The 24,236-nt window shown below is 70.4% G+C and carries 19 protein-coding genes; 9 read left to right on the top strand and 10 right to left on the bottom strand.

Features of this window, described 5'->3' with window-relative positions; genetic code table 11:
* The first annotated feature begins 238 nt into the window (after positions 1-238).
* The 3 genes from ACZ4UU_RS31050 (at position 239) to ACZ4UU_RS31040 (ending at position 5,814) form a co-directional block, all read left to right on the top strand.
* Positions 239-1,729, top strand: coding sequence for a cytochrome P450 (locus tag ACZ4UU_RS31050; RefSeq protein ID WP_471906699.1), 1,491 nt, complete (start codon positions 239-241; stop codon positions 1,727-1,729).
* The gene (locus tag ACZ4UU_RS31045; RefSeq protein ID WP_471906698.1) at positions 1,704-2,720 is read left to right on the top strand and encodes a (-)-alpha-amorphene synthase; all 1,017 of its coding nucleotides are present in this window, start codon (positions 1,704-1,706) and stop codon (positions 2,718-2,720) included. Before ACZ4UU_RS31050 ends, ACZ4UU_RS31045 begins: the two co-directional genes overlap by 26 nt.
* A gap of 184 nt (positions 2,721-2,904) precedes the next feature.
* Complete coding sequence (locus ACZ4UU_RS31040) at positions 2,905-5,814, top strand: ATP-binding protein (RefSeq protein WP_471906697.1); 2,910 nt, start codon at positions 2,905-2,907, stop codon at positions 5,812-5,814.
* A 2-nt stretch (positions 5,815-5,816) separates the two neighbouring features.
* Here the strand turns inward: ACZ4UU_RS31040 and ACZ4UU_RS31035 are convergent, their stop codons facing one another.
* Positions 5,817-7,370 carry an acyl-CoA synthetase gene (locus ACZ4UU_RS31035; RefSeq protein WP_471906696.1) on the bottom strand — a complete coding sequence of 518 codons (1,554 nt, stop codon included), beginning with the start codon at positions 7,368-7,370 and terminating at the stop codon, positions 5,817-5,819.
* On the bottom strand, positions 7,367-8,476 hold the full coding sequence (locus ACZ4UU_RS31030; RefSeq protein WP_471906695.1) for an NAD(P)H-dependent flavin oxidoreductase: 1,110 nt from the start codon (positions 8,474-8,476) through the stop codon (positions 7,367-7,369). Before ACZ4UU_RS31030 ends, ACZ4UU_RS31035 begins: the two co-directional genes overlap by 4 nt.
* Before the next feature lie 166 nt (positions 8,477-8,642).
* Here ACZ4UU_RS31030 and ACZ4UU_RS31025 point away from each other — a divergent pair, with 166 nt between their 5' ends.
* The gene (locus ACZ4UU_RS31025; RefSeq protein WP_471906694.1) at positions 8,643-10,418 is read left to right on the top strand and encodes a serine hydrolase domain-containing protein; all 1,776 of its coding nucleotides are present in this window, start codon (positions 8,643-8,645) and stop codon (positions 10,416-10,418) included.
* 38 nt (positions 10,419-10,456) lie between these two features.
* Here ACZ4UU_RS31025 and ACZ4UU_RS31020 read toward each other — a convergent pair whose 3' ends face one another.
* The 4 genes from ACZ4UU_RS31020 to ACZ4UU_RS31005 all read right to left on the bottom strand — a co-directional run bounded on the left by ACZ4UU_RS31020 (position 10,457) and on the right by ACZ4UU_RS31005 (position 16,090).
* Positions 10,457-12,034: a phytoene desaturase family protein gene (locus ACZ4UU_RS31020; RefSeq protein WP_471906693.1), complete on the bottom strand. Its 1,578-nt coding sequence runs from the start codon at positions 12,032-12,034 to the stop codon at positions 10,457-10,459.
* A gap of 54 nt (positions 12,035-12,088) precedes the next feature.
* Positions 12,089-14,329 carry a serine/threonine-protein kinase gene (locus tag ACZ4UU_RS31015; RefSeq protein WP_471906692.1) on the bottom strand — a complete coding sequence of 747 codons (2,241 nt, stop codon included), beginning with the start codon at positions 14,327-14,329 and terminating at the stop codon, positions 12,089-12,091.
* Complete coding sequence (locus ACZ4UU_RS31010; RefSeq protein ID WP_471906820.1) at positions 14,311-15,189, bottom strand: oxygenase MpaB family protein; 879 nt, start codon at positions 15,187-15,189, stop codon at positions 14,311-14,313. Before ACZ4UU_RS31010 ends, ACZ4UU_RS31015 begins: the two co-directional genes overlap by 19 nt.
* Positions 15,190-15,394: 205 nt before the next feature.
* A complete protein-coding gene (locus tag ACZ4UU_RS31005) occupies positions 15,395-16,090 on the bottom strand; it encodes an SDR family NAD(P)-dependent oxidoreductase (RefSeq protein ID WP_471906691.1) in 696 nt (231 codons plus the stop codon).
* A 102-nt stretch (positions 16,091-16,192) separates the two neighbouring features.
* Here ACZ4UU_RS31005 and ACZ4UU_RS31000 point away from each other — a divergent pair, with 102 nt between their 5' ends.
* Both ACZ4UU_RS31000 and ACZ4UU_RS30995 read left to right on the top strand, forming a co-directional pair.
* Positions 16,193-17,071 carry a helix-turn-helix transcriptional regulator gene (locus ACZ4UU_RS31000; RefSeq protein WP_471906690.1) on the top strand — a complete coding sequence of 293 codons (879 nt, stop codon included), beginning with the start codon at positions 16,193-16,195 and terminating at the stop codon, positions 17,069-17,071.
* 65 nt (positions 17,072-17,136) lie between these two features.
* Positions 17,137-18,015 (top strand): alpha/beta hydrolase fold domain-containing protein, encoded by an 879-nt coding sequence (locus ACZ4UU_RS30995; protein WP_471906689.1) that lies wholly within the window; start codon positions 17,137-17,139, stop codon positions 18,013-18,015.
* 67 nt (positions 18,016-18,082) lie between these two features.
* Here the strand turns inward: ACZ4UU_RS30995 and ACZ4UU_RS30990 are convergent, their stop codons facing one another.
* Together ACZ4UU_RS30990 and ACZ4UU_RS30985 are read right to left on the bottom strand one after the other, a co-directional pair.
* Positions 18,083-19,261, bottom strand: coding sequence for an acyl-CoA dehydrogenase family protein (locus ACZ4UU_RS30990; RefSeq protein WP_471906688.1), 1,179 nt, complete (start codon positions 19,259-19,261; stop codon positions 18,083-18,085).
* Positions 19,262-19,373: 112 nt separating this feature from the next.
* Positions 19,374-19,757, bottom strand: coding sequence for a four-helix bundle copper-binding protein (locus tag ACZ4UU_RS30985; protein ID WP_471906687.1), 384 nt, complete (start codon positions 19,755-19,757; stop codon positions 19,374-19,376).
* Positions 19,758-19,828: 71 nt separating this feature from the next.
* Between ACZ4UU_RS30985 and ACZ4UU_RS30980 the strand changes: the two genes are divergently transcribed.
* The 3 genes from ACZ4UU_RS30980 to qcrB all read left to right on the top strand — a co-directional run bounded on the left by ACZ4UU_RS30980 (position 19,829) and on the right by qcrB (position 22,147).
* The gene (locus tag ACZ4UU_RS30980) at positions 19,829-20,185 is read left to right on the top strand and encodes a DUF6479 family protein (RefSeq protein WP_471906686.1); all 357 of its coding nucleotides are present in this window, start codon (positions 19,829-19,831) and stop codon (positions 20,183-20,185) included.
* Between the two features lie 64 nt (positions 20,186-20,249).
* Entirely contained in the window at positions 20,250-20,600 is a 351-nt protein-coding gene (locus ACZ4UU_RS30975) for a DUF8129 domain-containing protein (RefSeq protein WP_471906685.1), read from the top strand.
* 41 nt (positions 20,601-20,641) lie between these two features.
* Complete coding sequence (gene qcrB, locus ACZ4UU_RS30970; protein ID WP_471906684.1) at positions 20,642-22,147, top strand: cytochrome bc1 complex cytochrome b subunit; 1,506 nt, start codon at positions 20,642-20,644, stop codon at positions 22,145-22,147.
* Here qcrB and ctaF read toward each other — a convergent pair.
* Both ctaF and ctaD read right to left on the bottom strand, forming a co-directional pair.
* Positions 22,093-22,533 carry an aa3-type cytochrome oxidase subunit IV gene (ctaF, locus tag ACZ4UU_RS30965; RefSeq protein WP_471906683.1) on the bottom strand — a complete coding sequence of 147 codons (441 nt, stop codon included), beginning with the start codon at positions 22,531-22,533 and terminating at the stop codon, positions 22,093-22,095. The two genes, qcrB and ctaF, sit on opposite strands and share 55 nt — an antisense overlap.
* Positions 22,530-24,200: an aa3-type cytochrome oxidase subunit I gene (gene ctaD / locus ACZ4UU_RS30960; protein ID WP_471906682.1), complete on the bottom strand. Its 1,671-nt coding sequence runs from the start codon at positions 24,198-24,200 to the stop codon at positions 22,530-22,532. The genes ctaF and ctaD overlap by 4 nt, the downstream gene beginning before the upstream one ends.
* Positions 24,201-24,236: the final 36 nt, after the last annotated feature.

The following is a 24,236-nucleotide window of genomic DNA, read 5'->3' as shown; positions in this document are numbered from 1 at the left end:
TCCCGTGCCGCATGGGGCGGGACCACATGTGAGTGACCCATGGGATGCGCCGAGAATGCGCCATGCGTCAACGACCATTCGCCGAATGCTTCTTTTACTTCCTTGTGCTCCCGTGCGCCCCTTTGGAGAAAGGTTTCGGGAAACCAAGAGCCACTTGGACTGGGCAGGACTTGTCTCAAGTGTTCAAGTCCGTGGCACGTTCACCAATTTCGCGTGCCGCGTATGGCAGGAGGTTTTCATGAGCAGCCGTGCTGTGCCTGAACGAAAGCGTGCATGGAGGACAGGAACTGCTCCAGGCATATTCCCAGTCCTCGGCCACGGTATCGCGTTATACCGACAGCCGCTGGCGTTTCTGAGTTCTTTGCCCGCGTACGGCGATCTGGTCGAGATACGTCTGGGCCCCCAGCGCGCCTGGATGGTGTGCCATCCCGAGTTGACCCACGAGGTGCTCATGGATCCGCACACCTTCGACAAGGGGGGCCCGCTGTACGACAGGCTCGGGAAGCTGATGGGCGACGGTCTCGTCACGTGCCGCCAGCCGACACATCGGGACAAGCGCAGGCTGTTACAGCCTGCCTTCCGCCCGTCCCATGTCGCCGAATACACGGACCTGGTCACCGAGGAGGCCGCGGCGGTGTGCCGCGCCTGGCCGGTCGGGCAGGAGGTTGCCGTAACCGAGGCGATGATGGCCCTCACGACACGGGTGACCAGCCGTGTCCTCCTCTCTGATTCCCTGGACGACCGAACGACCGCAGAGGTGCGGGACTGTCTCGGCGCGGTCGTGCGCGGCCTGTTCGTCCGTACGGTCGTACCGATCGACGCCCTCTTCCGCCTCCCCACCCCCGCCAACCGCCGCTATCGCCGTGCGCTCTCCCGCCTGCACGAGATCATCGACGCGGCGATAGCGGAGCGTCGGCGGAGCGCCGACCGCGACGACGTGCTGGACACGCTCCTGAAGGCCGCCAAGGGCGACGCCGGGACGGCCGCCGACGGCGACGGCTCGACGGCCACGATCACCGACCAGGAGGTCCATGATCACCTGATCACCCTGCTGCTGACGGGCGTCGAGACCCAGGCACTGACTCTGACGAGCGCCTTCAGTCTGCTGGCCGGCCATCCGGATGCGGAGCGCCGTCTGCACGCCGAGCTCGACTCCGTCCTCGCCGAAGGCCGGCGGCCCACCGCCGAGGATCTGCCGCACCTTGCCTACACCCGGTGCGTCGTCTCCGAGACGCTGCGCCACTCGTCGCCCGGCTGGCTCTTCACCCGCGTCGCCACCGAGGAGACCGAGCTCGCCGGACGCCGGCTGCCCAAGGGAGCCACCGTCCTGTACAGCCCCCACCTCCTGCACCACGATCCCTCGTCGTTCCCCGACCCCGAGCGTTTCGACCCCGACCGCTGGTTGCCGGGGCGGCCCACCGCCCAGGAACGCCGCGCGATGATGCCGTTCTCCGTGGGCAACCGCAAATGCCTCGGTGACGAGTTCGCGATGGTGGAGGCCACCTTGGCGCTCGCGACCATCGCCGGCCGCCGACGCCTGCGCCATCTGCCCGGGTATGTCGACCGGAAACCGCGCCCCGGGATCACGATGGGACCGCGTTCCCTGGTCATGACGTGCCAGCCCCGATCACCTATGCCCTCAGCCTCCTCGCTCGCGCACCGAGCGACCGCCGCCACGCGCCCATCGGACAGCCGAACGGCAGGTGACCACGTTGTCGACGACGCATGAGGAAATCACCCTCGGTCTTCCGGACGAAATGCCGGTCGCCAACCTCCGGGACCTGATCGACGCCAACCTCCACATGCCTTTCCTGTTCCGTCAGAATCCTCATGAGACCGAAGCCGCCATCGGCGTCGACGCATGGCTGAGGGTTTGGGGGCTGACCGACGATCCTGATGTGGCGGCGATGATCGCCCGCACTCGCCCCGCCGAACTCGCGAGCTACACCAGCCCCACCGTGGATTTCGGTGTCCTGCAGATCGTGGCTCACCAGATCGCCTACCAGTTCGTCTTCGACGACCTGGCGGAGGACCTCGGTCGCCGTTCTCCGAGCAGGTTGCTGCCCATGCTGTGCGAGAGTGTCGCGATCCTGCGGGACGGCCGGCAGCCCGGCACTCGCCTCGGAGCCGCTCTGGCCGATCTCCACCGCCAGGTCCGGGAACAGTGCACACCGGCACAGGCCGCGCGATGGGCCTGGCAGAGCTGTGAATACATACACGGCCTGTTGTACGAAGCCGTGGCCCAGACCCACCCCGTCCGCCTGCGCATCGGGGACTGCACATCCATTCGGTCGCTGACCGCGGGTGTCGAGCCCTTCTACCCGCTGTACGAGGGCGCCCGGGCACACGAGCTGAGCGCAGCCGAGGTGCATCATCCCGTCGTACGGCGACTGAGCCGGCTGTCGGCCGACGCGGCGGTGTGGACGGCCGACCTGTTCTCGGCGGTGAAGGAGCAGCGCGCAGGCGAAATGATCAACCTTGCCCTGGCCCACCAGCGCGAACAACGGTGCTCGCTGCCGGCCGCCGTGCTCCTGGCCATCGAGGAGATCAACAGCACGATCGAGGAGTTCCAAAGGCTCCACGACGGGATCAAACCGGCGTTGAGCCCGGCGGGCATCCGCTATGTGGAGGGCATGATCGGCTGGATCCGCGGGTGCTACGACTGGGCCCGCGCCGTGCCTCGGTACGCGGATGTGACGTCGGTGCCCGGCGTGCCGTAGACCCCGGGCCTGTACTGGCGTGAGCCCCACCGGGAGACGTCCATCCCTGTCCACTACCCAGCGGGTGGGCGTTCTCCCACCTACCGTTCACGATTCACCCTATGGTGCTTAATTCGGCCTGCCGCACCTCCCGGAGGCGTACGCTCGGCTCCTCCGAGCCGAACGACAGAAGGCGGTACGGCGCATGGCGATGGAGCCTCGGCACCCGGTCACGGAACAGCGAACGTTGATCGAGCGCCGACGGGAACTTCAGGCTCTCGACGCCGCATTCAAGGAACTGCGACGCACCACGGACGGTGTGCCGCAAGCGAGGCGCAGGGGACTGCTCGCCTTCAGCGGGCCGGCCGGACTGGGCAAGACAGCGCTCATTACGGAAGCCCGTCAGCGGGCCATGACCTCGGGATTCACCGTGCTGTCGGGGAGGGGCGGGGAGAAGGAACAGGGGTCGGCGTTCCGCGTGGTCCGCCAGCTCGTGCAGCCCTTGCTCGCGAGGATGGAGGCAGCCGAGCTACGGGCCTTCCTAGGAAGCTGGTACGACGTCATGGCCGCCGTGCTCGGTCTCGAGGCGAGGGGGCCCGCCCCCGCACCCGACCCGACCGGGGTCCGCGAAGGTCTCGACTGGGTCATGACCTGCCTCACCATCAAGAGGGCGCCCGTCGTCCTGCTCCTGGACGACCTGCACTGGGCGGACGCCGAGTCCTTGAGTTGGCTGGATTCCTTCGCGTCACGGGTCGATGATCTCCCGCTGCTGATCGTGATCGCCTACCGACCCGACGAACTGCCCTCCGGGGCGGGCGAACTGCGCACGCTCGTCGGACATCACGGCGACCGCCCACACGACCTCGCGTGCCTCACCGCCGACGGTGTCGCACAGATCGTCAGAAACTTGGTCGGTGACGGAGCCGAGGACGTGTTCTGCAAGGAATGCTGGTCGGCCACCGGTGGGAGCCCCTTCGAGACGGTGGAGCTCGCCATCGGCCTCGCCGAGCGGAAGCTGAGCGGCAGCGAGGACGACCTGCCCGCGATGCGTGAACTCGCCGCGGCCATCAAGGGCCCGGGACTGATCGAACGTCTGGAAGGCCTCGACACCACGACCGTCCGCTTCGCGCACTCCGCCGCCGTGCTGGGGTCCCCCTTCTCACCACAGCTCGCCGCGACCATCGCGGTGCTCGGCGACGAGACCGTCGCCGAGGCGACCCAGCAGCTTCGCGCGGCCCGGATCCTCACCGACGGCCACGGCCCGGAGGGCGAGCTCGAGTTCGTCCACCCGCTGATCGCCACGACGATCTACCGGTCCATCCGCGCCGGCTTCCGGGCCGGTCTGCACAACGCGGCCGCCAACGCCGTCCTTAACGCGGGCTATGGCCCCACCGCCGCCGCCCGACATCTGCTGGAGGTGCCGTGCGAGGCCAACCCGGAGACGGTCGAGTGTCTGCGCGAGGCCGCTCGCGAATACCTCGGCGCTGGAGCGACCGAGGCCGCCCGGCGCCTGCTGACCCGTGCGCTGCAGGAGCCGCCCCTCCCGGAGGAGCGCGCCGCTGTCCTGCACGAACTCGCGTGCGCCACGTTCCTGATCGAGCCCACGGCCACGGTGCGGCATCTCCGCCAGGCGCTGGCGGAGCCCGATGTCGAACCCGATCTGCGCGCCTCCATCGTCTACCGGCTGACGACGGCACTCGCCCACACCGACCGGATGGACGAGGCCGTGACCGTGGCCGCCGAGGAGGCCCGGCAGGCCACGAATCCGCGCGTCAAACTGCGGATGCAGGCCGACCAGTTCGTCTGGAGCACGATGCGCGCCAAGGATCCCGACTCCCCCGCGCGTTCCCGGAGACTGGCGCGGCTGGCCGAGCAGTTGCTTGGCCGCAGCCTGGAGGAGCGCTACATCCTGGGGCTGCGCGCCTGGGACGCCGTGCTGCGCGGCGAACCACGGCAGACCGCGCTCGGTTACGCGGAGAAGTCCCTGCGCGGCGGCATGAGCTGGACCGATGAGAACCGGGGCTTCGAGGTGCCGCTTTCGGTAGCCCTGGTGTTCATGTACGGCGACCAGCCGCGGCGGGCCGAGGAGTTGTTCGAGAAGGGGATCGCCGAGTGTGTGGGCAAGGGCTGGCACGGCTCCCACCTGGCCTTCGGCCAGACCATCGCCGGCTATGTCCGCTACCACCGCGGTTGTCTGGCCGAAGCTGAGGACCTGGTCCGGGAAGGTCTGCGCATCGCCGACAAGGTGGAGGGTGTCGTGGCCGCCCAGTGGTACGGCGTCAGCGTCCTGATCCAGACGTTGCTGGCCCGTGGGCGCGTCACCGAGGCGCGTGCGCTCGCCGACGACCACCACTTCGGCGACATGGCTCCGAACGCCATCATCTATCCCGACCCGCGCACCGTGTACGCGGAACTGCTCCTGGCGGAGGGCCGGCACACCGAAGCGGCGAATCTGCTGTCCGCGGTCGGGGAGTGGCTGGACGGACGGGCCTGGCGCAACCCGGCCTGGTGCCCGTGGCAGCTGCGGCTCGCCACCGCGCTCGCCCCCACCGCCCCGGACGAGGCGATCCATCACGCCCAGGACGCCGTCAAGCGCGCCCGTGACTTCGGCGCCGCGTCCACCGTCGGCCAGGCCCTCCACACCCTCGCCGAGGTGACCGGCGGACCGGCCGCACTCGACCTGTACGCGGAGGCCATCGACTGCCTGGAGCAGTCCCCGGCGTCGTACGAGCTCGCTCGCGCGCAGGTCGGCCACGGCGCCGCGCTGTCCCGCAACGGGCGACTGCAGGAGGCCGCCGACCGGCTCTACCAGGGTCTGGAAGGCGCCGTCCACTGCGGGGCCGAGGCGCTCGCCACCCGTGCCAGGGAGGAGCTCTCGACGGCAGGACTGCGCCCGCTTCCCTTGCGCTACGTGCAGGCGGACGCGCTCACTGCGCGCGAACGCCGAACGGCCGAATTGACCGTCGAGGGAAGCCCGGTGGCGTCGATCGCTGCGGATCTGCATCTGACCGAACAGGGCGTCCGGCAGCTGCTGTCCAGTGTCTACCGCAAGATCGGCACCGACGCGGCAGGGCTCGCCAGAGCTCTGGAAGCTCCTCCGCGTATGCGTCCCTGACGTCACACCAGCCTGGTGCGCCCCTCCCAGTACGGATCCCGAAGCCGCCGCTTGTACAACTTCCCGTTGGGATCCCGCGGCATCTCGGAGACGAAGTCCACGCTCTTGGGCCGCTTGTACCCCGCGAGTTGCCCCGCGCAGTGGTCGAGGATCGTGGCGGCGAGAGCTGGTCCCGGCTGATGGCCCGGGGCCGGTTCGACGACTGCCTTGACCTCCTCCCCCCAGTCGTCGTGCGGGATGCCGAAGGCGGCCGCGTCGGCGACGGCCGGGTGGGCGAGGAGGACGGACTCGATCTCGGCGGGGTAGATGTTGACTCCGCCCGAGATGATCATGTCGATCTTGCGGTCGCGGAGGAAGAGGTAGCCGTCCTCGTCGAGGTAGCCGAGGTCGCCGACGGTGAAGAAGTCGCCGATGCGGTTCTTCTTCGTCTTGGCCTCGTCCTTGTGGTAGGCGAAGCCGCCGGTGTTCATCTTGAGGTAGACGGTGCCGAGTTCGCCGGGCGGAAGCCGGTTGCCGTCGTCGTCGAAGATCGCGAGTTCGCTGATCGGCCAGGCCTTGCCGACCGTGCCGGGCTTCTTCAGCCAGTCCTCGGCGGTGGCGAAGGCTCCGCCGCCCTCGCTTGCGGCGTAGTACTCCTCCACGCAGGGGCCCCACCAGTCGAGCATTGCCCGCTTCACGTGATCGGGACACGGGGCCGCCCCGTGGATGGCGTGTCGCATGGAGGAGACGTCGTAGCGGGCGCGGACTTCCTCGGGGAGGGCGAGGAGGCGGTGGAACTGTGTGGGGACCATATGGGTGTGCGTGCACTTGTGGGTGTCGATGAGGCGCAGCATCTCTTCCGGTGTCCATTTGTCCATCAGCACCAGGCGGTGGCCTATGTGCAGGGACGCGCCCGCGAACTGGAGTACGGCGGTGTGGTACAGCGGCGAGCAGACGAGGTGCACGTTGTCGTCGAACGGCCTGACGCCGAAGATGCCGAGGAAGCCGCCGAGGTAGGACTCCTCGGGTGTCTTGCCGGACAGCGGGCGCCGGATGCCGCGCGGGCGGCCGGTGGTGCCCGAGGTGTAGTTCATGACCCAGCCGAGGGTGCGGTCGGCGGGCACCGACTCGGGTTGCCCGTCGAGGAGTTCGGCGTACGGCCGGAAGCCCTCGACCGTGCCGATCGCGTACCGGTGGGTGCCGGGCAGGCCCGCCTCGTCGGCGGCGCGGCGGACGGGGTCGGCGAAGCGTTCGTGGGCGAGGAGCACCTTGGCACCGGAGTCGGCGACGATCCAGGCGATCTCGGGGGCGACGAAGTGGTGGTTGACGGGGACCAGGTAGAAGCCGGCCTGGCTGGCGGCGAGGTACGCGGTGAAGAACTCGGGGCTGTTGGGCAGGACTACGGCGAAGGCGTCGCCGCGTCGCATCCCGGCCGCGCGCAGGCCGTGGACGAGGCGGTTGGCGGCGGCGTGCAGCCGGGCGGCGGTCCACTGCTCGCCGTCGGGGGCGACGAGGACCGTGCGGTCGGGGTCGGCCGCGGCCTGGGCCCAGAAGCCTGTGGGGGGTTTGCTCGTCACTGGCCGCTCCTTCCGGCGATGCGGTTGATGCGGTCGACGGCTTGCTCGAAGCCGCGGGTGAGGTCGTCGAAGACGGCCTGGACACTTCGTTCGCTGTTCATCCGGCCGACGATCTGGCCGACGGGTGTGCCGAGCAGCGGCCCGACCTCGTACTTCTGGATGCGGGAGACGGCCTCGGCCACGAGCAGTCCCTGCAGGGGCATGGGGAGGGTGCCGGGCCCGTTCGGGTCGTCCCAGGCGTCCGTCCACTCGGTGCGCAGTTGGCGTGCGGGCTTTCCGGTGAGGGCGCGGGAGCGCACCGTGTCGCCGGAGCCGGCGGCGAGGAGTTTCTCGGTCAGCGCGGAGGAATGCAGGTCGGCCTCTGTGGTGGTCAGCCATATGGAGCCCAGCCACACACCCTGGGCGCCGAGTGTGAGTGCGGCTGCCACCTGTGGGCCGCCGCCGATCCCGCCGGCCGCCAGTACGGGCAGTGGGTCGACGGCTTCCACCACCTCGGGGGTGAGCACCATGGAGGCGATGTCGCCGGTGTGGCCGCCCGCCTCGTAGCCCTGGGCCACCACGATGTCGATGCCCGCCTCCTGGTGCTTGCGGGCGTGCCGGGCGCTGCCCGCGAGCGCGGCGACGAGGACGCCCCGGTCGTGAGCGCGCTCCACGACGTCCGGCGGCGGTGAGCCGAGGGCGTTGGCGAGCAGCTTGATCGGGTAGTCGAAAGCGACGTCGAGCTGGGTGCGGGCGACCTGTTCCATCCATCCGGTGATCCGCCAGCCGGCCGCTTCCCCCTCGGCCAGTTCGGGTACGCCGTACTTGGCGAGGGTGTCCTTGACGAACTGCCGGTGGCCTTCCGGGATCATCGCCTCGACGTCGGCTTCCGTGACGCCCTCGACCTTCTTGGCGGGCATGACGACGTCCAGGCCGTAGGGCCGGCCGTCGACATGTGCCTCGATCCAGTCGAGGTCGCGTTTGAGGTCGTCGGGTGCGGTGTAGCGGACCGCGCCGAGCACTCCGAAGCCGCCGGCCCGGCTGATGGCCGCTGCGACGGCGGGGAACGGCGTGAAGCCGAAGATGGCGTGCTCGACTCCCAGTTTCTTGCTCAGCTCCGTCTGCATGGGCGCAGGATGCCGCAGTCCTCCGGACGACGGAAGGCCTTTTCTGATTGCCCGTCAGATCTCTTGCGGCCACTGCCCCGTTGACACGACTCACTCCTGACACGAAAGTTTCACCACGCAAGGTGATCCCGGAAAGATACTTTCAGCCCGCGCGGGAGGAACCCCGATGACCGATGGCAGAAGAGGACTGACCAGGCGTCAACTCGCCAAGGGGACACTGGCCTTGGGTGGGGCCCTGGCCTTCGCGCCCGTGCCGGCCGGACCGGCGGCGGCCGCCGCCTCCTCCTCCTCGGGCCGCATCACCCTGCGCCACGGCTCCCCCGAACGCGCCGGCCTTCTCCCCGCCCCCCTCCGCCGCCTGGTCACCGACGCCGAGAGGTTCCTCGGCCCCTCCCCCGCGCACCCCTGGTACGCGGGCGCCGTCCTGCTCGCCGGGCGAGGCGGCACGGTGGCGCTGCACGAGCCCATCGGAATGGCGGTGCGCTATCAGGCGTACGACGAGAAGACCGACACCGGGGTCGAGTTCCCCACCGAGCAGCAGATCCCGATGGCCGAGGACACCGTCTTCGATCTGGCCTCGGTGTCCAAGCTGTTCACCTCGATCCTCGCCGTGCAGCAGATCGAGCGGGGTGCACTGGGGCTGGAGGCGACCGTCGCCTCGTATCTCCCGGACTTCGGCCATGCGGGCAAGCAGGACATCACGATCCGTCAGCTGCTCACGCACACCTCGGGGTTCCGCGCCTGGATCCCGTTGTACGCCGCGCCGACGTACGAGGGGAAGCTCGAACTCATCTGGAACGAGGCCCCGCTGAACCCTCCGGGCAGCACGTACCTCTACTCGGACCTGAACCTGATCTCCCTCCAGCTGGTCCTGGAGAAGATCACCGGCCGCCGTCTCGACACCCTCCTCCACGACGAGATCACCGGTCCGCTCGGCATGCGCAGGACCCGCTACAACCCGCCCGCCGTCTGGAGGCCGAAGACCGCGGCCACCGAGGACGCCCGCAAGCCCTGGTCCGGCCTGGACCGGGGGCTCGTGTGGGGCGAGGTGCACGACGAGAACGCCTTCAGCCTCGGCGGAGTCGCCGGCCACGCGGGGGTGTTCTCGAACGCGTGGGACCTCGCGGTCCTCGGCCGGACGCTGCTCAACGGCGGCTCCTACGGCGGCTGCCGCATCCTGGAGCCGGAGTCGGTGGAGCTGATGTTCACCGACTTCAACACCGCCTTCCCGGGCGACGAGCACGGCCTCGGCTTCGAGCTCTACCAGCACTGGTACATGGGGGCGATGGCCACCCCGCGCACGGCAGGGCACACCGGCTTCACCGGTACCTCCCTCGTACTGGACCCGACGACCGACTCCTTCCTCGTCGTGCTCGGCAACTCGGTTCACCCGGTGCGCGCTTGGCGGTCCGGGTCCGCGCCCCGGGTCGCGGCCGCCGACAACATGGCGCGCGCCGTAGCGGTCCGCCCACGCCATGGCCGTACCGCATGGTTCTCGGGCATGGCGACCGCCTCGACCGCGACCCTCGCGCTCCCCGCCCTCGACACGTCCGCCGGCGACGCGTGTCTGCGCTGTGGCCTGTGGTGGGACACCGAACCCCGGGCCGACCTTGTGGTGCTGGAGTCCACGACGGACGGCGGAGCGACCTGGCAGCCGCTCCCCTTCACGACCACCCGGCACGGCGAGCAAGCACAGGACCACGCGAGCGGCACGGTCACCGGCTGGTCGGGCCGCGTCTGGCACCGGCTCACGGCCCGCCTCCCGGCGCACCGGCAGCTGGCGCTCCGCTGGCGGTACACCACCGACCGGCTGTACGTGGGCCGCGGCGCGTACGTCGACGGCATGCGCGTCGAGGCGGCGGACCGCGTCCTCTTCGACGAGGCCCGGCCGGCGGACGCGGCCCGTATCACGGCGAGCGGCTGGAGTGCCTCCGCCGACTGACCGCCCGACTGATCGCCTGACCGACCGCCTGACCTCCGTCAGTCGGCGGGCCGCTCCAGCACCGCCATCGCCGCGTTGTGCCCCGGCACCCCGCTGACCCCTCCCCCGCGCACCGCGCCCGCCCCGCACAGCAGCACGTTGGCATGGGAGGTCTCCACGCCCCAGCGGCCGGTGCCCTCCTGGGCGTACGGCCAGGCCAGCTCGCGGTGGAAGATGTTGCCGCCGGGCAGGCGCAGGTCGCGGTCCAGGTCCAGCGGGGTCTTCGCCTCGATGCAGGGGCGGCCGTCGGCGTCGGTGGCCAGACAGTCGGCGATCGGCTCGGCGAGGTGGGCGTCGAGCTGGGCGAGCGTGGCCTTCAGCAGTTCGTCGCGTACGGCGTCGTTGTCGCCCTCGAAGAGCCGGGCCGGGGTGTGCAGGCCGAACAGCGTGAGGGTCTGGTAGCCCTGGGCGACGAGGTCGGGGCCGAGGATCGTGGGGTCGGTCAGGGAGTGGCAGTAGATCTCGGACGGTGGCGCGGCGGGGAGTTCCCCGGCGGCGGCCTGGGCGTGGGCGGCGGCCAGTTGGCCGTAGCCCTCGGCGATGTGGAAGGTGCCGGCGAACGCCTCGCGCGGGTCGACGGAGGTGTCGCGCAGCCGGGGCAGGCGCTTGAGCAGCATGTTCACCTTGAGCTGGGCGCCCTCGGCGGGGGTCGGGGGTGTGGCGCCGGTGAGGTCGGCCAGTTCCCGCGGGGAGGCGTTGACCAGGACGTGCCGGGCGGTGGCGACGCCCTCGCCGTCGGCCGTGCGGTAGGTGACCTCGGCCGTACGGCCGTCCGTGTCGATCCGTACCGCCTCGTGCCCGGTGACGAGGACCGCGCCCGCCTGGCGCGCTGCCGTGGCCAGGGCGTCGGTGAGGGCGCCCATGCCGCCGACGGGGACGTCCCAGGCGCCGGTGCCGCCGCCGATCACGTGGTAGAGGAAGCAGCGGTTCTGCTTGAGCGAGGTGTCATGGGCGTCGGCGAACGTGCCGATCAGGGCGTCCGTCAGGACCACGCCCCGCACCAGGTCGTCCGTGAACCGGTCCTCGATCGCGACGCCGATCGGCTCCTCGAAGAGGGTCCGCCAGGCTTCCTCGTCGGCCACCCGGCGGCGCAGTTCCGCGCGGCTCGGCAGCGGTTCGGTGAGCGTCGGGAAGACCCGCTGGGCGACCTCGCCGGTCATGGCGTAGAAGCGCTGCCAGGCCGCGTACTCGCGCTCGCCGCCGGTCAGTCGTTCGAAGGCCTCCCGGGTGCGCCGCTCGCCGCCGCCCACCAGCAGGCCGGTCGGGCGTCCGTCCCGTTCCACGGGGGTGTAGGAGGAGACGTCGCGCGTACGGACGCGGAACTCCAGGCCCAGGTCCCGCACGATCTTCTTCGGCAGCAGGCTCACCAGGTACGAGTAGCGGGAGAGCCGGGCGTCGACGCCGGCGAAGGGCCGCGTGGACACGGCGGCGCCCCCCGTGTGGTCCAGCCGCTCCAGCACCAGCACGGAACGCCCGGCCCGCGCCAGGTAGGCGGCGGCGACCAAGCCGTTGTGGCCGCCGCCGACGATGACGGCGTCGTACGTACGGCTTGCGGGGCTCGACTCGTGTGCAGGCATGGTTCTTCGTAACACGTGATGATCTAGGTCGGCCAGACGTGCGGGCGTGCGGAGTCAGGACCCGCCGGCCGACCGCTGCTGCCGCAGCACCGCCACCCTCCGGTACAGCTCGACCGCTTCCGCCTCCCGCCCGAGCTGCTGGAGGCAGTGGGCCTCGTCGTTGCGGCTGGCGAGGGTGTCGGGGTGGTCGGCCCCCAGGACGCGTTCGCGGGCGGCGGCGACCCCGCGGTACTCGGTGAGCGCGTCCGGCCAGCGGCCGAGCCAGCCGAGGCTCACCGCGACCTCGCGGCGGCTGACCAGGGTGTCGGGGTGGTCGGGGCCGAGTACGCGCTCGCGGATCGCGCACACGTCACGGGACTCGGCGAGGGCCTCCTCCCAGCGGCCGAGGCGACCGAGGTTGACGCCGAGGCCGTGGCGGGCGCGGAGGGTCTCGGGGTGCGCGGGGCCGTGTACGCGGGTGCGGTCGTCGATCAGGTCGCGGTAGAGCTGGAGCGCCTGCGCGCTGCGGCCGAGCCGGCCGAGGCTGATGCCGACCTCGTAGCGGGCGGCGAGGGTGTCGGGGTGGTCGGGGCCGAGGGCCTGGGCGCGGGCGTCGGCGACCTCTCGGTAGGTCTGGAGGGCCTCGGCCCAGCGGCCCAACTGGCCGAGGGCGTAGGCGACCTCGTAGCGGGTGACCAGCGTGTCGGGGTGATGAGGGCCGAGGACACGGGCGCGGGCGGCGGCGACCTCGTCGGCCATCCGGTACGAGTCCTCCAGGCGGCCGAGTCTGCTGAGGTTGAAGGCGAGGTTGTGGCGGCAGCGCAGGGTGTCGGGGTGGTCGGCGCCCATGGCGCTCTCCCGTGCCGTCAGGACGGACGTGTAGACCTGGTGCGCGTCGAAGTGGCGTCCCAACTGGCCCAGGACGTACGCCATTTCCTGCCGGGCGGCGAGCGTGTCGGGGTGGTCGGGGCCGAGGGCGAGGCTGCGGACGCGGGCGACGTGTTTGTACTCGCGCAGGGCGTCGGCGGCGCGGCCCGTGCGGCTGAGGGTGAAGGCGAGTTCGTAGCGGCTGGCGAGGGTGTCCGGGTGGTCGGGGCCCAGGAGGTGTTCGCGCTCGGCGGCGACCGCGCGGTGCACCTCGCCCGCCTCGGTCCAGCGGCCCAGCCGGCCCAGGCTGAGCCCGGCGTTGTGCCGTCCGGCCAGCGCGGTGAGTCTCTCGGCGGACGGGGCGGGCGGTCCGTCGGGGTCGGCGGTCTCGTGGGGGCGGCCGGTGGCCGGGCGCGCGATCCACTCGCCGGTGAGTCCGGCCGCGGCGTCGGGGGGCGTGGTGCGCAGTCCGGCGCCGGTGGCCTTGTGGCCGGTGGTCATGCCACGCGTCCAGGACGGCAGACGGGGCGTGCGGGCCATGGGCTCGGGGGGCCTGAGGTCCGGCTGCGGGGTCACCACGGTCGGCACGTACGCCGGTGTCGTACGGCCCAGACTGATCCGGCGGCCCAACTCGCGTCCGTCGTGCGGGCGTTCCTCGGGGCGTTTGGCGAGCAGGTCGAGGATGACCTGCTCGAAGTACTCGGGCAGGTCGGCGCGGTGGCTGCGCGGTGGGCGGGGCGGGGTGTCGCGGTGGCCGACGAGGATCGCCCAGGGGTCGTCGAGGTCGAACGGCGGCACCCCGGTGGCGATCTCGTACAGCACGCAACCCAGTGAGTACAGGTCGCTGCGCTGGTCCACCTCGTCGCCGCCGATCTGCTCCGGCGACATGTAGTGCGGGGTACCCATCGCGATGCCGGTGCCGGTCAGCCGGGAGGTGAAGCCGATGTCATGGGCGAGACGCGCTATGCCGAAGTCGCAGATCTTCACCGTGCCGTCGGCGAGCCGCATGATGTTCGCGGGCTTCAGGTCGCGGTGCACGATGCCCTGCTGGTGGGTGTAGGCGAGGGCGGCGGCGACCTGGTCGGCGATCTCGACGACGTCCGGGACGGGCAGCGGGTGGTGCTTGTTGTCCTCCAGCAGCTGGCTGAGGTTGCGGCCCTGGAGCAGCTCCATGACCAGGAACAGGACCCCGTCGGACTCCCCGAAGTCGTGGACGACGGTCACGCCGCGGTGCTGGAGAGCGGCGGCCAGCCGGGCCTCGCGGCGAAACCGCTCCCGCAGGACCCGCGTGAACGAGTGGTCGTGCTGCGGTCCCAGCGGTTTGAGGCACTTCACGGCGACATGCCGGCCGAGCGACTCGTCGCGCGCACGCCACACCTCGCCCATACCGCCGCGCCCGATCGGATCGAGCAGCCGGTACCGGCCCTGGATCAGCCTGCTGTCCCCCATCTCCCGCGCTCGCCCCCCGTTGTGGTCCGCCCCACCCTCCCCGGCTCGTCCAGTATGGCGAGCTGTCGTCCGAGTTTGTACGGTGCCGGGCGGGAGCCCGGGCCGAGCCGGGCCATGGCGCGCAGGATGTGTTTGGGCGGGAGTTGCCAGCGCAGACGTGCGGGAACGCAGCGCAGCAGGGTGCCTGTGGCACGCAACTGGCGGGTGACGGTGGCGGGTTTCGGGGCCGGTCTGCCGTACAGCTCGTGGGCGAACGGCGGCAGTGCGGCGTACGCCAGGTGGGCCACGCGCCGCCATAGCACCTCGCGCGCCGGGACGAGCAGGGGGTGCGTCGGCGGGCGGAGCAGGAAGTCGTCCACCGCGCGTGCCTCGGGTCCGCACGCGAGCTCGGGGCGCACCCTCTCGAAGTACGCCGCCATCTCGTCCTGGTTCGCCGGTACGGCGTCGGGGTCCAGACCCACCAGGCGGGCGCTGACGCGGTGTTCGGCGATGTAGCGGTCGGCGAGGGCGTCGGTGAGGCGGAGGCCGGAGCGGCGCGCGACCTGCAGATAGGAGTCGATCTCGGCGCAGTGCACCCACAGCAGTAGTGCGGGTTCGTCGACGCCGTACCGCTCCCCCGTGTCCGGGTCGGTGGCGCCCAGCATGCTGTGGATCTTGCGGACCCGGGCGCCGGCCTTCTCGGCGGCCTCGGTCGTGCCGTAGGTGATCGTGCCGACGAAGTCGGCGGTGCGCAGCAGCCGGCCCCAGGCGTCCTGACGGAAGTCAGAGTTCTGCATGACGCCGCGTACCGCGCGCGGTTGCAGGGCCTGGAGGTAGAGCGCGCGGATGCCGGCGACCCACATCATGGGGTCGCCGTGCATCTGCCAGGTCACCGAGTCCGGGGTGAACAGCCCGGGGTCTCCCGTGCCCGCAGGCGAGACTCCTGTTCCCGCAGGCAGGAAGCGCCTCACTCTTCTCCGGCTACCTCCCACAGGACATCCCCAACCACGACGTCATCTCCGGATCGTTCCCGGAACGCCGCCGGGTCATGCCCTGGGGCTCACTCAGCGTGCATTCAGAGGTGGATCACCAGGGCATCGCGCCGTGGCGGTCCCGGAAGGTTCCGGTAGGTCCGTCCGCCCCGAGGGTGGCCAGTTCGACGATCGCGTCGGTTCCCTCGGTCACCGTCTGCGGGCCGCTGTGACCGTTGAAGTCGGTCGCGGTGTAGCCCGGGTCCGCAGCGTTCACCTTCACGTCCGGCCAGGACTTCGCGTACTGCGTGGTCAGCATGGTCACGGCGGCCTTCGACGCCGTGTAGAGCGGCGCGAGGTTCCGGCCCTCGGCGCGGTCGGTGTCGTGGGTCAGCGCGAACGAGCCCATGCCGCTGGACACATTGACGATGACCGGGTTCGCGGACTTGCGCAGCAGCGGCAGGAACGCATGCGTCACCCGGACGATCCCCACGACATTGACGTCGAAGACCGTGCTCGCGTCAGCGGCCGTGATCTGTTCGGCGGGGCTGTGCGTCCCGAAGACACCCGCGTTGTTGATCAGGACGTCGATGCCGCCCTCGCGAGCCCCGATGTCGTCGGCGGCCGCGGCCACCGACGCGTCGTCGGTCACGTCGATCTGGACGAAGCGGGCACCGAGTGCGTCGGCGGCCGCCTGGCCGCGCTGCGGATCGCGAGCACCGACGATGACGGTGTGGCCGGCCTCGATCAATCGGCGGGCGGTCTCGTACCCGAGGGACTTGTTGGCTCCGGTGATGAATGTTGTCGTCATGCGTTCACTCTCGGTCCGTGCCGAGAGGACAACCAGTGCCCTCTGCGACGGTAGGACTGCCGGTACCAGGCACAACGGCTGCACGGCGGACACAATGGCCGGGTGGAAGAGACCCTTGGCACGGCATTGCGCCGCTGGCGCGACCGGCTTTCTCCCGCCGACGTCGGGCGGACCTCGCGGCCCGGACGACGTGCGGTGGGGTTGCGACGCGAGGAACTGGCCGAGCTCGCGGGGCTGTCGGTCGACTATGTGGTGCGGCTGGAGCAGGGACGTGCCACGAGCCCTTCGGCGCAGGTGGTCGCGAGCCTGGCCAGGGCACTGCAACTGCAACCCATGGAGCGCGACCACGCCTACCGGCTGGCCGGCCTCCTCCCTCCGCAGGAGGGGACGATCTCCACGCATGTCCCCGCGGGGGTCCAACGGATGCTGGCTCGCCTCGGGGAGTTCCCGGTGGGTGTGTTCAGTGCCGACTGGACCTTGCTGTCCTGGACTCCGGCATGGGCTGTGCTGCTGGGCGACCCCAGCGCACGGACACACGCCGAGCGGAATCTGGTGCGGGCGGTCTTCGCCGCAGGGCGCTCAGGGCTCGCGGCCTGGCCCGTGCTCCACGACGGCGACGCCCTGAGGCCCGCCCTCGTCGCCGATCTGCGCACGGCGCTCGTCGACTACCCCAACGACCGCGCACTGAGCGACCTTGTCGAGGAACTACGGTCCGTCAGTGCGGAGTTCACCCGGCTGTGGGACGAGGGTGCGGTCGGACCGCACGTCTCGGCGCGCAAGACCATCGTGCATCCCCAGGTCGGCGAGGTGACCTGCGACTGCGACGTCCTCACGGTCCCGGGCTGCGATGTCCGACTCATCGTCTACACGGTGGCGGCAGGTTCCGCCGATGCGGAGAAGCTGGAGTTCCTGCGGGTCACGAACGGCGTCCGCGCCGACGGCCCCTCACCTGCGGGGCCCGGCCTGTTCTCCACTCCGTGACAGTCCGGACGGCCAGGCTTGGTCCATGCGGATATGCTGGCGCATCGCTGTTGCCGGAGGCGTGGATGAGTCTCGCGATGCATGCTGTCGCCCTTTACCTGCGGGTCACCGCCAAGCCCGGCTCGTCGACCGCGGCACGCGCCCAGGACAGGATGCGCAAGCCCAAGGGGACCGCACAGCCACCGGCTGCGCTGAGCCGACGTCACGATGTGTCCGTGCGGCAGGTCGCCGGGTTCGCCTGCTGGAGCGTCCTGCCCCGCGGGAGGGCGGCCACTCGCGGCGCGGTGTATCTGCACGGCGGGGCGTATACCAGCGAGATCACCAGACAGCACTGGGCTCTGGTCGGCGCGCTGGCCGACGACGGCGTCCGGGTCGAGGTACCGCTCTACGGCCTGACCCCGCAGCACACCTACCGCGAGGCGTATCCACTGGTGATCGAGGTGTACCGGCAGCTGCTGGAGCGGTTGCCCGCCGCAGCGGTGACCCTCGCCGGCGACTCGGCCGGCGCCGGTCTCGCACTCGGCGTCGCTCAAGAACTCACGGCGGCAGGCGTGCCGCGGCCCCGCCGGATCGTCCTGATCTCCCCCTGGCTCGACCTCACGCTCAGCGACCCCGCGGTGCGGGCCATCGCACCGCGCGACCCGTGGTTGTCCCCGGCCGGTCTCGTCGAGATGGGCCGCGCCTGGGCGGGTGGCGATGATCCCGCCGACCCGCGCCTGAGCCCGATCAACGGCCCGCTGAACGGCCTCGCACCGGTGTCGGTGTTCATCGGCACCCGCGACGTCTTCTACCCGGACGTGTGCCGCCTGCGCGAGCGCGCGGCCGCCGAGGGGGCACCGCTCGAGGTGACCGTCCGCGCGGGCGCCGTGCACGTCTACCCACTGACTCCCACGCCGGAAGGCCGGGCCGCGGCCACCCGCATCGTGAAGGACATCGCTCAGTGACGTCGGTCGCCCAGGTGGGGCGCCCTGACGCGTCCCAGGACGGACTCGCTCCGGTGGTCGCAGCAGGCTAACGCCGCACCCGCGGCATCCCCAGACCGATCCACGAGATGATCTCCCGCTGGATCTCGTTGTTGCCGCCGCCGAAGGTGAAGATGACGGCCGAGCGGTAGCCGCGCTCCAACTCGCCGTGGAGCACCGCGCCCGCCGAGCCCTCCTTCAACGCCCCGGGTGCGGCGACGATCTCCATCAGCCAGGCGTAGGCGTCGCGGCGTGCCTCGGAGCCGTAGACCTTCACGGCGGAGGCGTCCTGCGGGGTGAGCGTGCCGTCCTGGACGGCGCTGACCATCTTCCAGTTCAGCAGCTTGAGGGCGTCGAGCCTGGTGTGGGTCTGGGCGAGGCGGCGGCGCACCCAGGGCAGGTCGATCACCCGGCGGCCGTCGGCGAGCTTGGTCTCCATGGCCCAGCGCTGGACGTCGTGCAGGGCGCGGATGGCCATGGTGCCGTGGGCGGCGAGGGTGACGCGCTCGTGGTTGAGCTGGTTGGTGATCAGGCGCCAGCCCTGGTTCTCGGCACCGACCCGGCGGGAGACGGGGACGCGGATGTTCTCGTAGTAGCTGGCGGTGGTGTCGTGCGAGGCGAGGGTGTTGATGAGGGTGCAGGAGTAGCCGGGGTCGGTGGTCGGGACGAGGAGCATGGTGATGCCCTTGTGCGGCGGGGCCTCGGGGTCCGTGCGGGTGGCCAGCCAGACCCAGTCGGCCGTGTCGCCGTTGGTCGTCCAGATCTTCTGCCCGTTGACGACGTAACTGTCGCCGTCCCGTACGGCGCGGGTCCTGAGCGAGGCCAGGTCCGTGCCGGCGTCGGGCTCGCTGTAGCCGATCGCGAAGTCGATCTCGCCGGAGAGGATCCTCGGCAGGAAGTACGCCTTCTGCTCGTCCGTGCCGTACTGCATGATCGTCGGGCCGACGGTGTTGAGCGCCATCAGGGGCAGCGGTACGCCCGCCTGGGCGGCCTCGTCGAAGAAGATGAACTGCTCGATCGCGGTCAGGCCGCGGCCGCCGTACTCCTCGGGCCAGCCCACGCCGAGCCAGCCGTCCGCGCCGAGCCGCCGGATGATGGTGCGGTAGTAGCGCTTCTGGGCGGCCGGGTCGGTGAACCGGGTGCCGGCCAGGTCCGGCACCAACTCGGCGAAGTAGTCGCGCAGTTCGCTGCGCAGCCGCTGCTGCTCGGGCGTGTATTCGAGATGCACGGCGCCTCCAGGCTCCCCAAGGCCGGTCCTGACGGCGCACACCGTAGAACGTGTTCCAGAAATTGGGAATGGCGAAGGGCCGGCCGTTACCGCGGCGACCTGACACGAGTTCTCAGTCGAGCGTTGCCATGAAGTCCGTGCAGGCCCGTGCGCAGTCGCGGCAGGCCTGCGCCGTGTCCTCGGCGCCCGGGTGCTTGTCGAAGACGTGAGCGCCCTCCAGGCAGACCGTGCGGGTCCACTCCAGTTGCATGCGAAGGGCGCTCTCGGCGCTCTCGTCCATACGGCCCTGCTCGGACAGCACACGGCAGGTGGCGTCGCACACCTCGGCGCACAGGATGCCCTTGCGTCGCACCAGTTCCTGATCCGTCGTCCCGTCCGGGTCCACGAGGCTGGCCCGCAGGGCACAGGCACGGGCGTACTCGGTGCAGGCCTGTGCGCAGGCGAAGCGGTCCTCCAGGAACCGGACGAGCTCTTGCTGGGAGGTTGTCGATGTCACAGGGGGCGGGTAGCCGGAGCGGGAGGCACCAAACCCCGTGTTCATGAGAGGTCCGGGGGTACTCGCGAGCCATGGACACCACTTGGATGGACATCGCCGCAGCGAACGGCGCACTTGCCGTCGGACTGCTCGTCGCTGGTGTGGTCGTGGTCGCGCTGCTGATCGGCGCCTTCGTCCTGGGCGTCCGCGTCAGGCGGCGGGAGCCGCGTCCGCCGCGCCCCGACGAGCAGCCGAGGCTGCCCGCCGACGGCCCGGTGCACGAGGTCCGGGAGAACAGGGAGCCGGCCGAGGTACCGAAGAGCGAGCACCGGCTCACTCCGCACGACCTGCCGGGCCACGGCAACATGCCGTCCCGGCCGAGCCCGTCGAAGGAGCGGCCGCGCTGGACCGAGGGCGGCAGCGGATCGTTCGGCAGTGGCGGCACGTGACGCCGTCGGCCCGGCCCGAGGCGTCCCTGAGCGTCGCACCAGTCGTACCGAGGAAGTGAGAACCATGGCCGACCACGCCCGCGACAACCTGCCTCTGCCCGACTACGACCATCTGCCGATCGGTGGGCTGGAGAGCCGCGTGCGGTCGCTGACCTCCGAGGATGTCGAGGATCTGCTGGCGTACGAGCGGTCGCACGCCGACCGGCTGCCGGTGACCGAACTGCTCGCCACCCGTCTGGAGCAACTCCACTCCGGCGCCGAGCCGACGTCCGGTGACCCGGGCGCCCTGCGGCCCGAGAGCGGTGTCCGGCACGCGGGATCGGCCGTGTCGCCCGCGACTTCGTCGCCGCCGTTCAGCCCGCCGCCGCACGGCACCCCCGACCAGCGGGGGAAGCCGAAGGGTGATCGTTCGTAACGGTCTGTTTCCGGTCGCGGACGCGAGGGCACTCGTGATCCGTGCTGTGGAGGAAGAGCAGGGCCCGCGCCGCCGCGCGGGCCCGCCGTGCGACCGCACGCGCCGCGGACCAGCTCGACGAGCGGCTTCCGCTGTACGAGGGCGGCGGGCTCCTGCGCAAGGCGTTCCCCGACCACTGGTCCTTCCTGCTGGGCGAGATCGCCCTCTACAGCTTCGTCGTCCTGTTGCTGACCGGCGTCTGGCTGACCCTCTTCTTCCACCCGTCGATGGCGGAGGTCGTCTACCACGGCTCGTACCGGCCGCTGAACGGTGTGCGCATGTCGGAGGCGTACGAGTCGACGCTGGACATCAGCTTCGACGTACGCGGCGGTCTGCTGATCCGGCAACTGCACCACTGGGCGGCGCTGGTCTTCCTCGCCGCGATCGGGCTGCATCTGTTGCGGATCTTCTTCACCGGCGCGTTCCGCAGGCCCCGCGAGGTCAACTGGCTGATCGGCGTGACCCTGTTCCTGCTGGCGCTGGCCGAGGGCTTCGCGGGCTACTCGCTGCCCGACGACCTGCTGTCGGGCACCGGGCTGCGGATCGCGCAGGGCATCATGCTGTCGATCCCGCTGGTGGGGACGTATGTGAGTTTCTTCGCGTTCGGTGGCGAGTACCCGGGCGAGGACCTGATCCCACGGCTGTACGCGCTGCACATCCTGCTGCTTCCCGGACTGCTGCTCGCGCTGATCTCCGTGCACCTGATCCTGGTGTTCTACCTGAAGCACACCCATTGGGCAGGGCGGGGACGCACGAACCGCAACGCCGTGGGCAAGCCCATGTTTCCGCACTTCGCGGCGGCGTCGGGCGGTCTGACCTTCATGGTCTTCGGTGTGCTGACGCTGCTGTCGGGGGTGGCACAGATCAACCCGGTCTGGGCGTACGGCCCCTACCGCGCGGACGTCGTCTCGACGGGTTCGCAACCGGACTGGTACGTCGGTTTCCTGGAGGGCTCGCTGCGTCTGGTGCCGCCCTGGGAGACCTCGGTCGCCGGGCACACGGTGATGTGGAACGTGCTGCTTCCGGCGGTCGTCCTGCCGGGGCTCCTGTTCGCGGTGCTGTACGCGTATCCGTTCGCCGAGCGATGGGCGACCGGGGACACGGCGGAGCACCATCTGTGCGACCGGCCGCGCGACATGCCGGTGCGGACCGGGCTCGGTGTCGCGGCGCTCAGCTGGTACGGCGTCCTGCTGGCGGCCGGGGGCAACGACATCATCGCCGACACCTTCAGGATCTCGGTGAACGCGCTGACCTGGGTGTTCCGCATCGCCTTCGTGCTGCTGCCGCCCGTGGCGTTCATGGTCACCCGACGGGTGTGTGTGGCCCTGCGGGAGAGGGACCAGGAGCGGCTGGTGGAGGGCGAGGAGACCGGTGAGGTGCGGCAGACGATCGCGGGCGGCTATGTGGAGGGCCATGAGCCGCTCGACGAGGAGCGACGGTACCAGCTGCGGACCTATGGCTTCCGTGTCGAGGAACCGGAGTCCTCGGCGGACGAGTTGGAACGCTGACCGTCCCGGTCCGCGTACTGGAAGACCATCCCGAACACGCCGTGCCCGAGCACCCCGAGCCCCAGCAGGAACAGCCACAGGCCGTAGACCACGCCGAGCGCGGCCAGGACGGATCCCAGGGCGATCGTGATCGGCCAGGGGCTGTGCGGCGGGAAGAAGGCGAGTGGGCCTACGGTGTCGACGACCTCGGCGTCGGCGCTGTCCTGGGCCCTCGGGCCTCGCCTGCGGTACTGCATGTGCAGGAAGAACGCTACGAGGGCGGCCATCAGGAACGCGAGGACCAGGACGGCGGTGCCGGCCGGCTCCTTGGAGCGCACACCGTAGCCGACGGCGGTGACGAGGAAGAACCCCGCCACGCCCATGAACAGCCGGGACTCGGTCTTCACTGCACATGCCTTTGGTCGAGGCGGGCCAGGTCGGGATGGTGCAGGTCGAACGCCGGTGACTCGGAGCGGATCCGCGGCAGTGCCGTGAAGTTGTGGCGCGGGGGCGGGCAGGTGGTGGCCCATTCCAGGGAGCGGCCGTAGCCCCAGGGGTCGTTGCGGGTGGCCGGTGTGCCGTGGTGGGTGGTGCGCCAGACGTTGTAGAGGAACGGCAGGGTGGACAGGCCGAGCAGGAACGCGCCGATGGAGCTGATGGTGTTCAGCAGCGTGAAGCCGTCCGTGGCGAGGTAGTCGGCGTAGCGGCGGGGCATGCCCTGTTCGCCTAGCCAGTGCTGGACCAGGAAGGTGGTCTGGAAGCCGACGAAGAGGGTCCAGAAGTGGATCCGGCCGAGGCGTTCGTCGAGCATCCTGCCGGTGAGCTTCGGCCACCAGAAGTAGAAGCCGCCGAACATCGCGAAGACGACCGTGCCGAACAGCACGTAATGCAGATGGGCGACGATGAAGTACGAGTCGGTGAGGTGGAAGTCCAGCGGCGGGGAGGCGATGAGGACGCCGCTCATACCGCCCAGCAGGAACGTCACCAGAAAGCCGCACGCCCACAGCATCGGGGTCTCGAACGAGAGGGAGCCCTTGATCATCGTGCCGATCCAGTTGAAGAACTTCACCCCGGTCGGCACCGCGATGAGGAACGACATCAGGGAGAAGAACGGCAGCAACACGGCCCCGGTGGCGAACATGTGGTGGGCCCACACCACCGCGGACAACATGGTGATGGCGATGGTGGCGCCGATGAGGCTGACGTAGCCGAAGATCGGTTTGCGGCTGAAGACCGGGATGATCTCGGAGACGATGCCGAAGAACGGCAGCGCCACGATGTAGACCTCGGGGTGGCCGAAGAACCAGAACAGGTGCTGCCACAGCAGTGCTCCGCCGCTCGCCGCGTCGTAGATGTGCGCCCCGAACCTGCGGTCCGCCTCAAGGGCGAACAGGGCGGCGGTGAGCACGGGGAACGCGGGCAGGATCAGGATCGACGTGAACAGTACGTTCCAGGTGAAGATCGGCATCCGGAACATCGTCATGCCGGGGGCGCGCAGGCACAGGATCGTGGTGATGAAGTTGACCGCGCCGAGCGTGGTGGACACGCCGGTCACCACCAGCCCCATGGTCCACAGGTCACCGCCGGAGCCGGGGCTGCGGACCGCGCTGTTGAGCGGCGCGTAGGCGAACCAGCCGAAGCTCGCCGCTCCCCCGGGCACGAGGAAGCCGCCGACGACCATCAGACCGCCGAAGAGGTAGAGCCAGTACGACAGGGCGTTCAGGCGTGGGAACGCCACGTCCGGGGAGCCGATCTGCAGCGGCATGATCGCGTTGGCGAACCCGGCGAACAGCGGGGTCGCGAACAGCAGCATCATGATCGTGCCGTGCACGGTGAACAGCTGGTTGTACTGGTCGTTGCCGAACAGCTGGAGCCCGGGGCGGGCGAGTTCGGCCCGCATCAGCAGTGCGAGGACACCGCCGAGGAGGAAGAAGCCGAAGGAGGTCGTCAGATAGAGGTTGCCGATCACCTTGTGGTCGGTCGTCGTGGTCCACCGCAACAACGCCCGGCCGAAGCGCCCGCGCGACCGGGGCGGTGTCTCACGCGCCGGGTCGGTCCTGCTGTCCACCGCCATGGGCCGCTGGGTACCCGGGCGAGGAGGGCGTCAGTC

The sequence above is a fragment of the Streptomyces sp. NPDC028907 genome (assembly GCF_055564995.1).
Note: the sequence above shows the minus strand (reverse complement) of the source record. Positions and strands in the feature narration are given on the sequence as shown.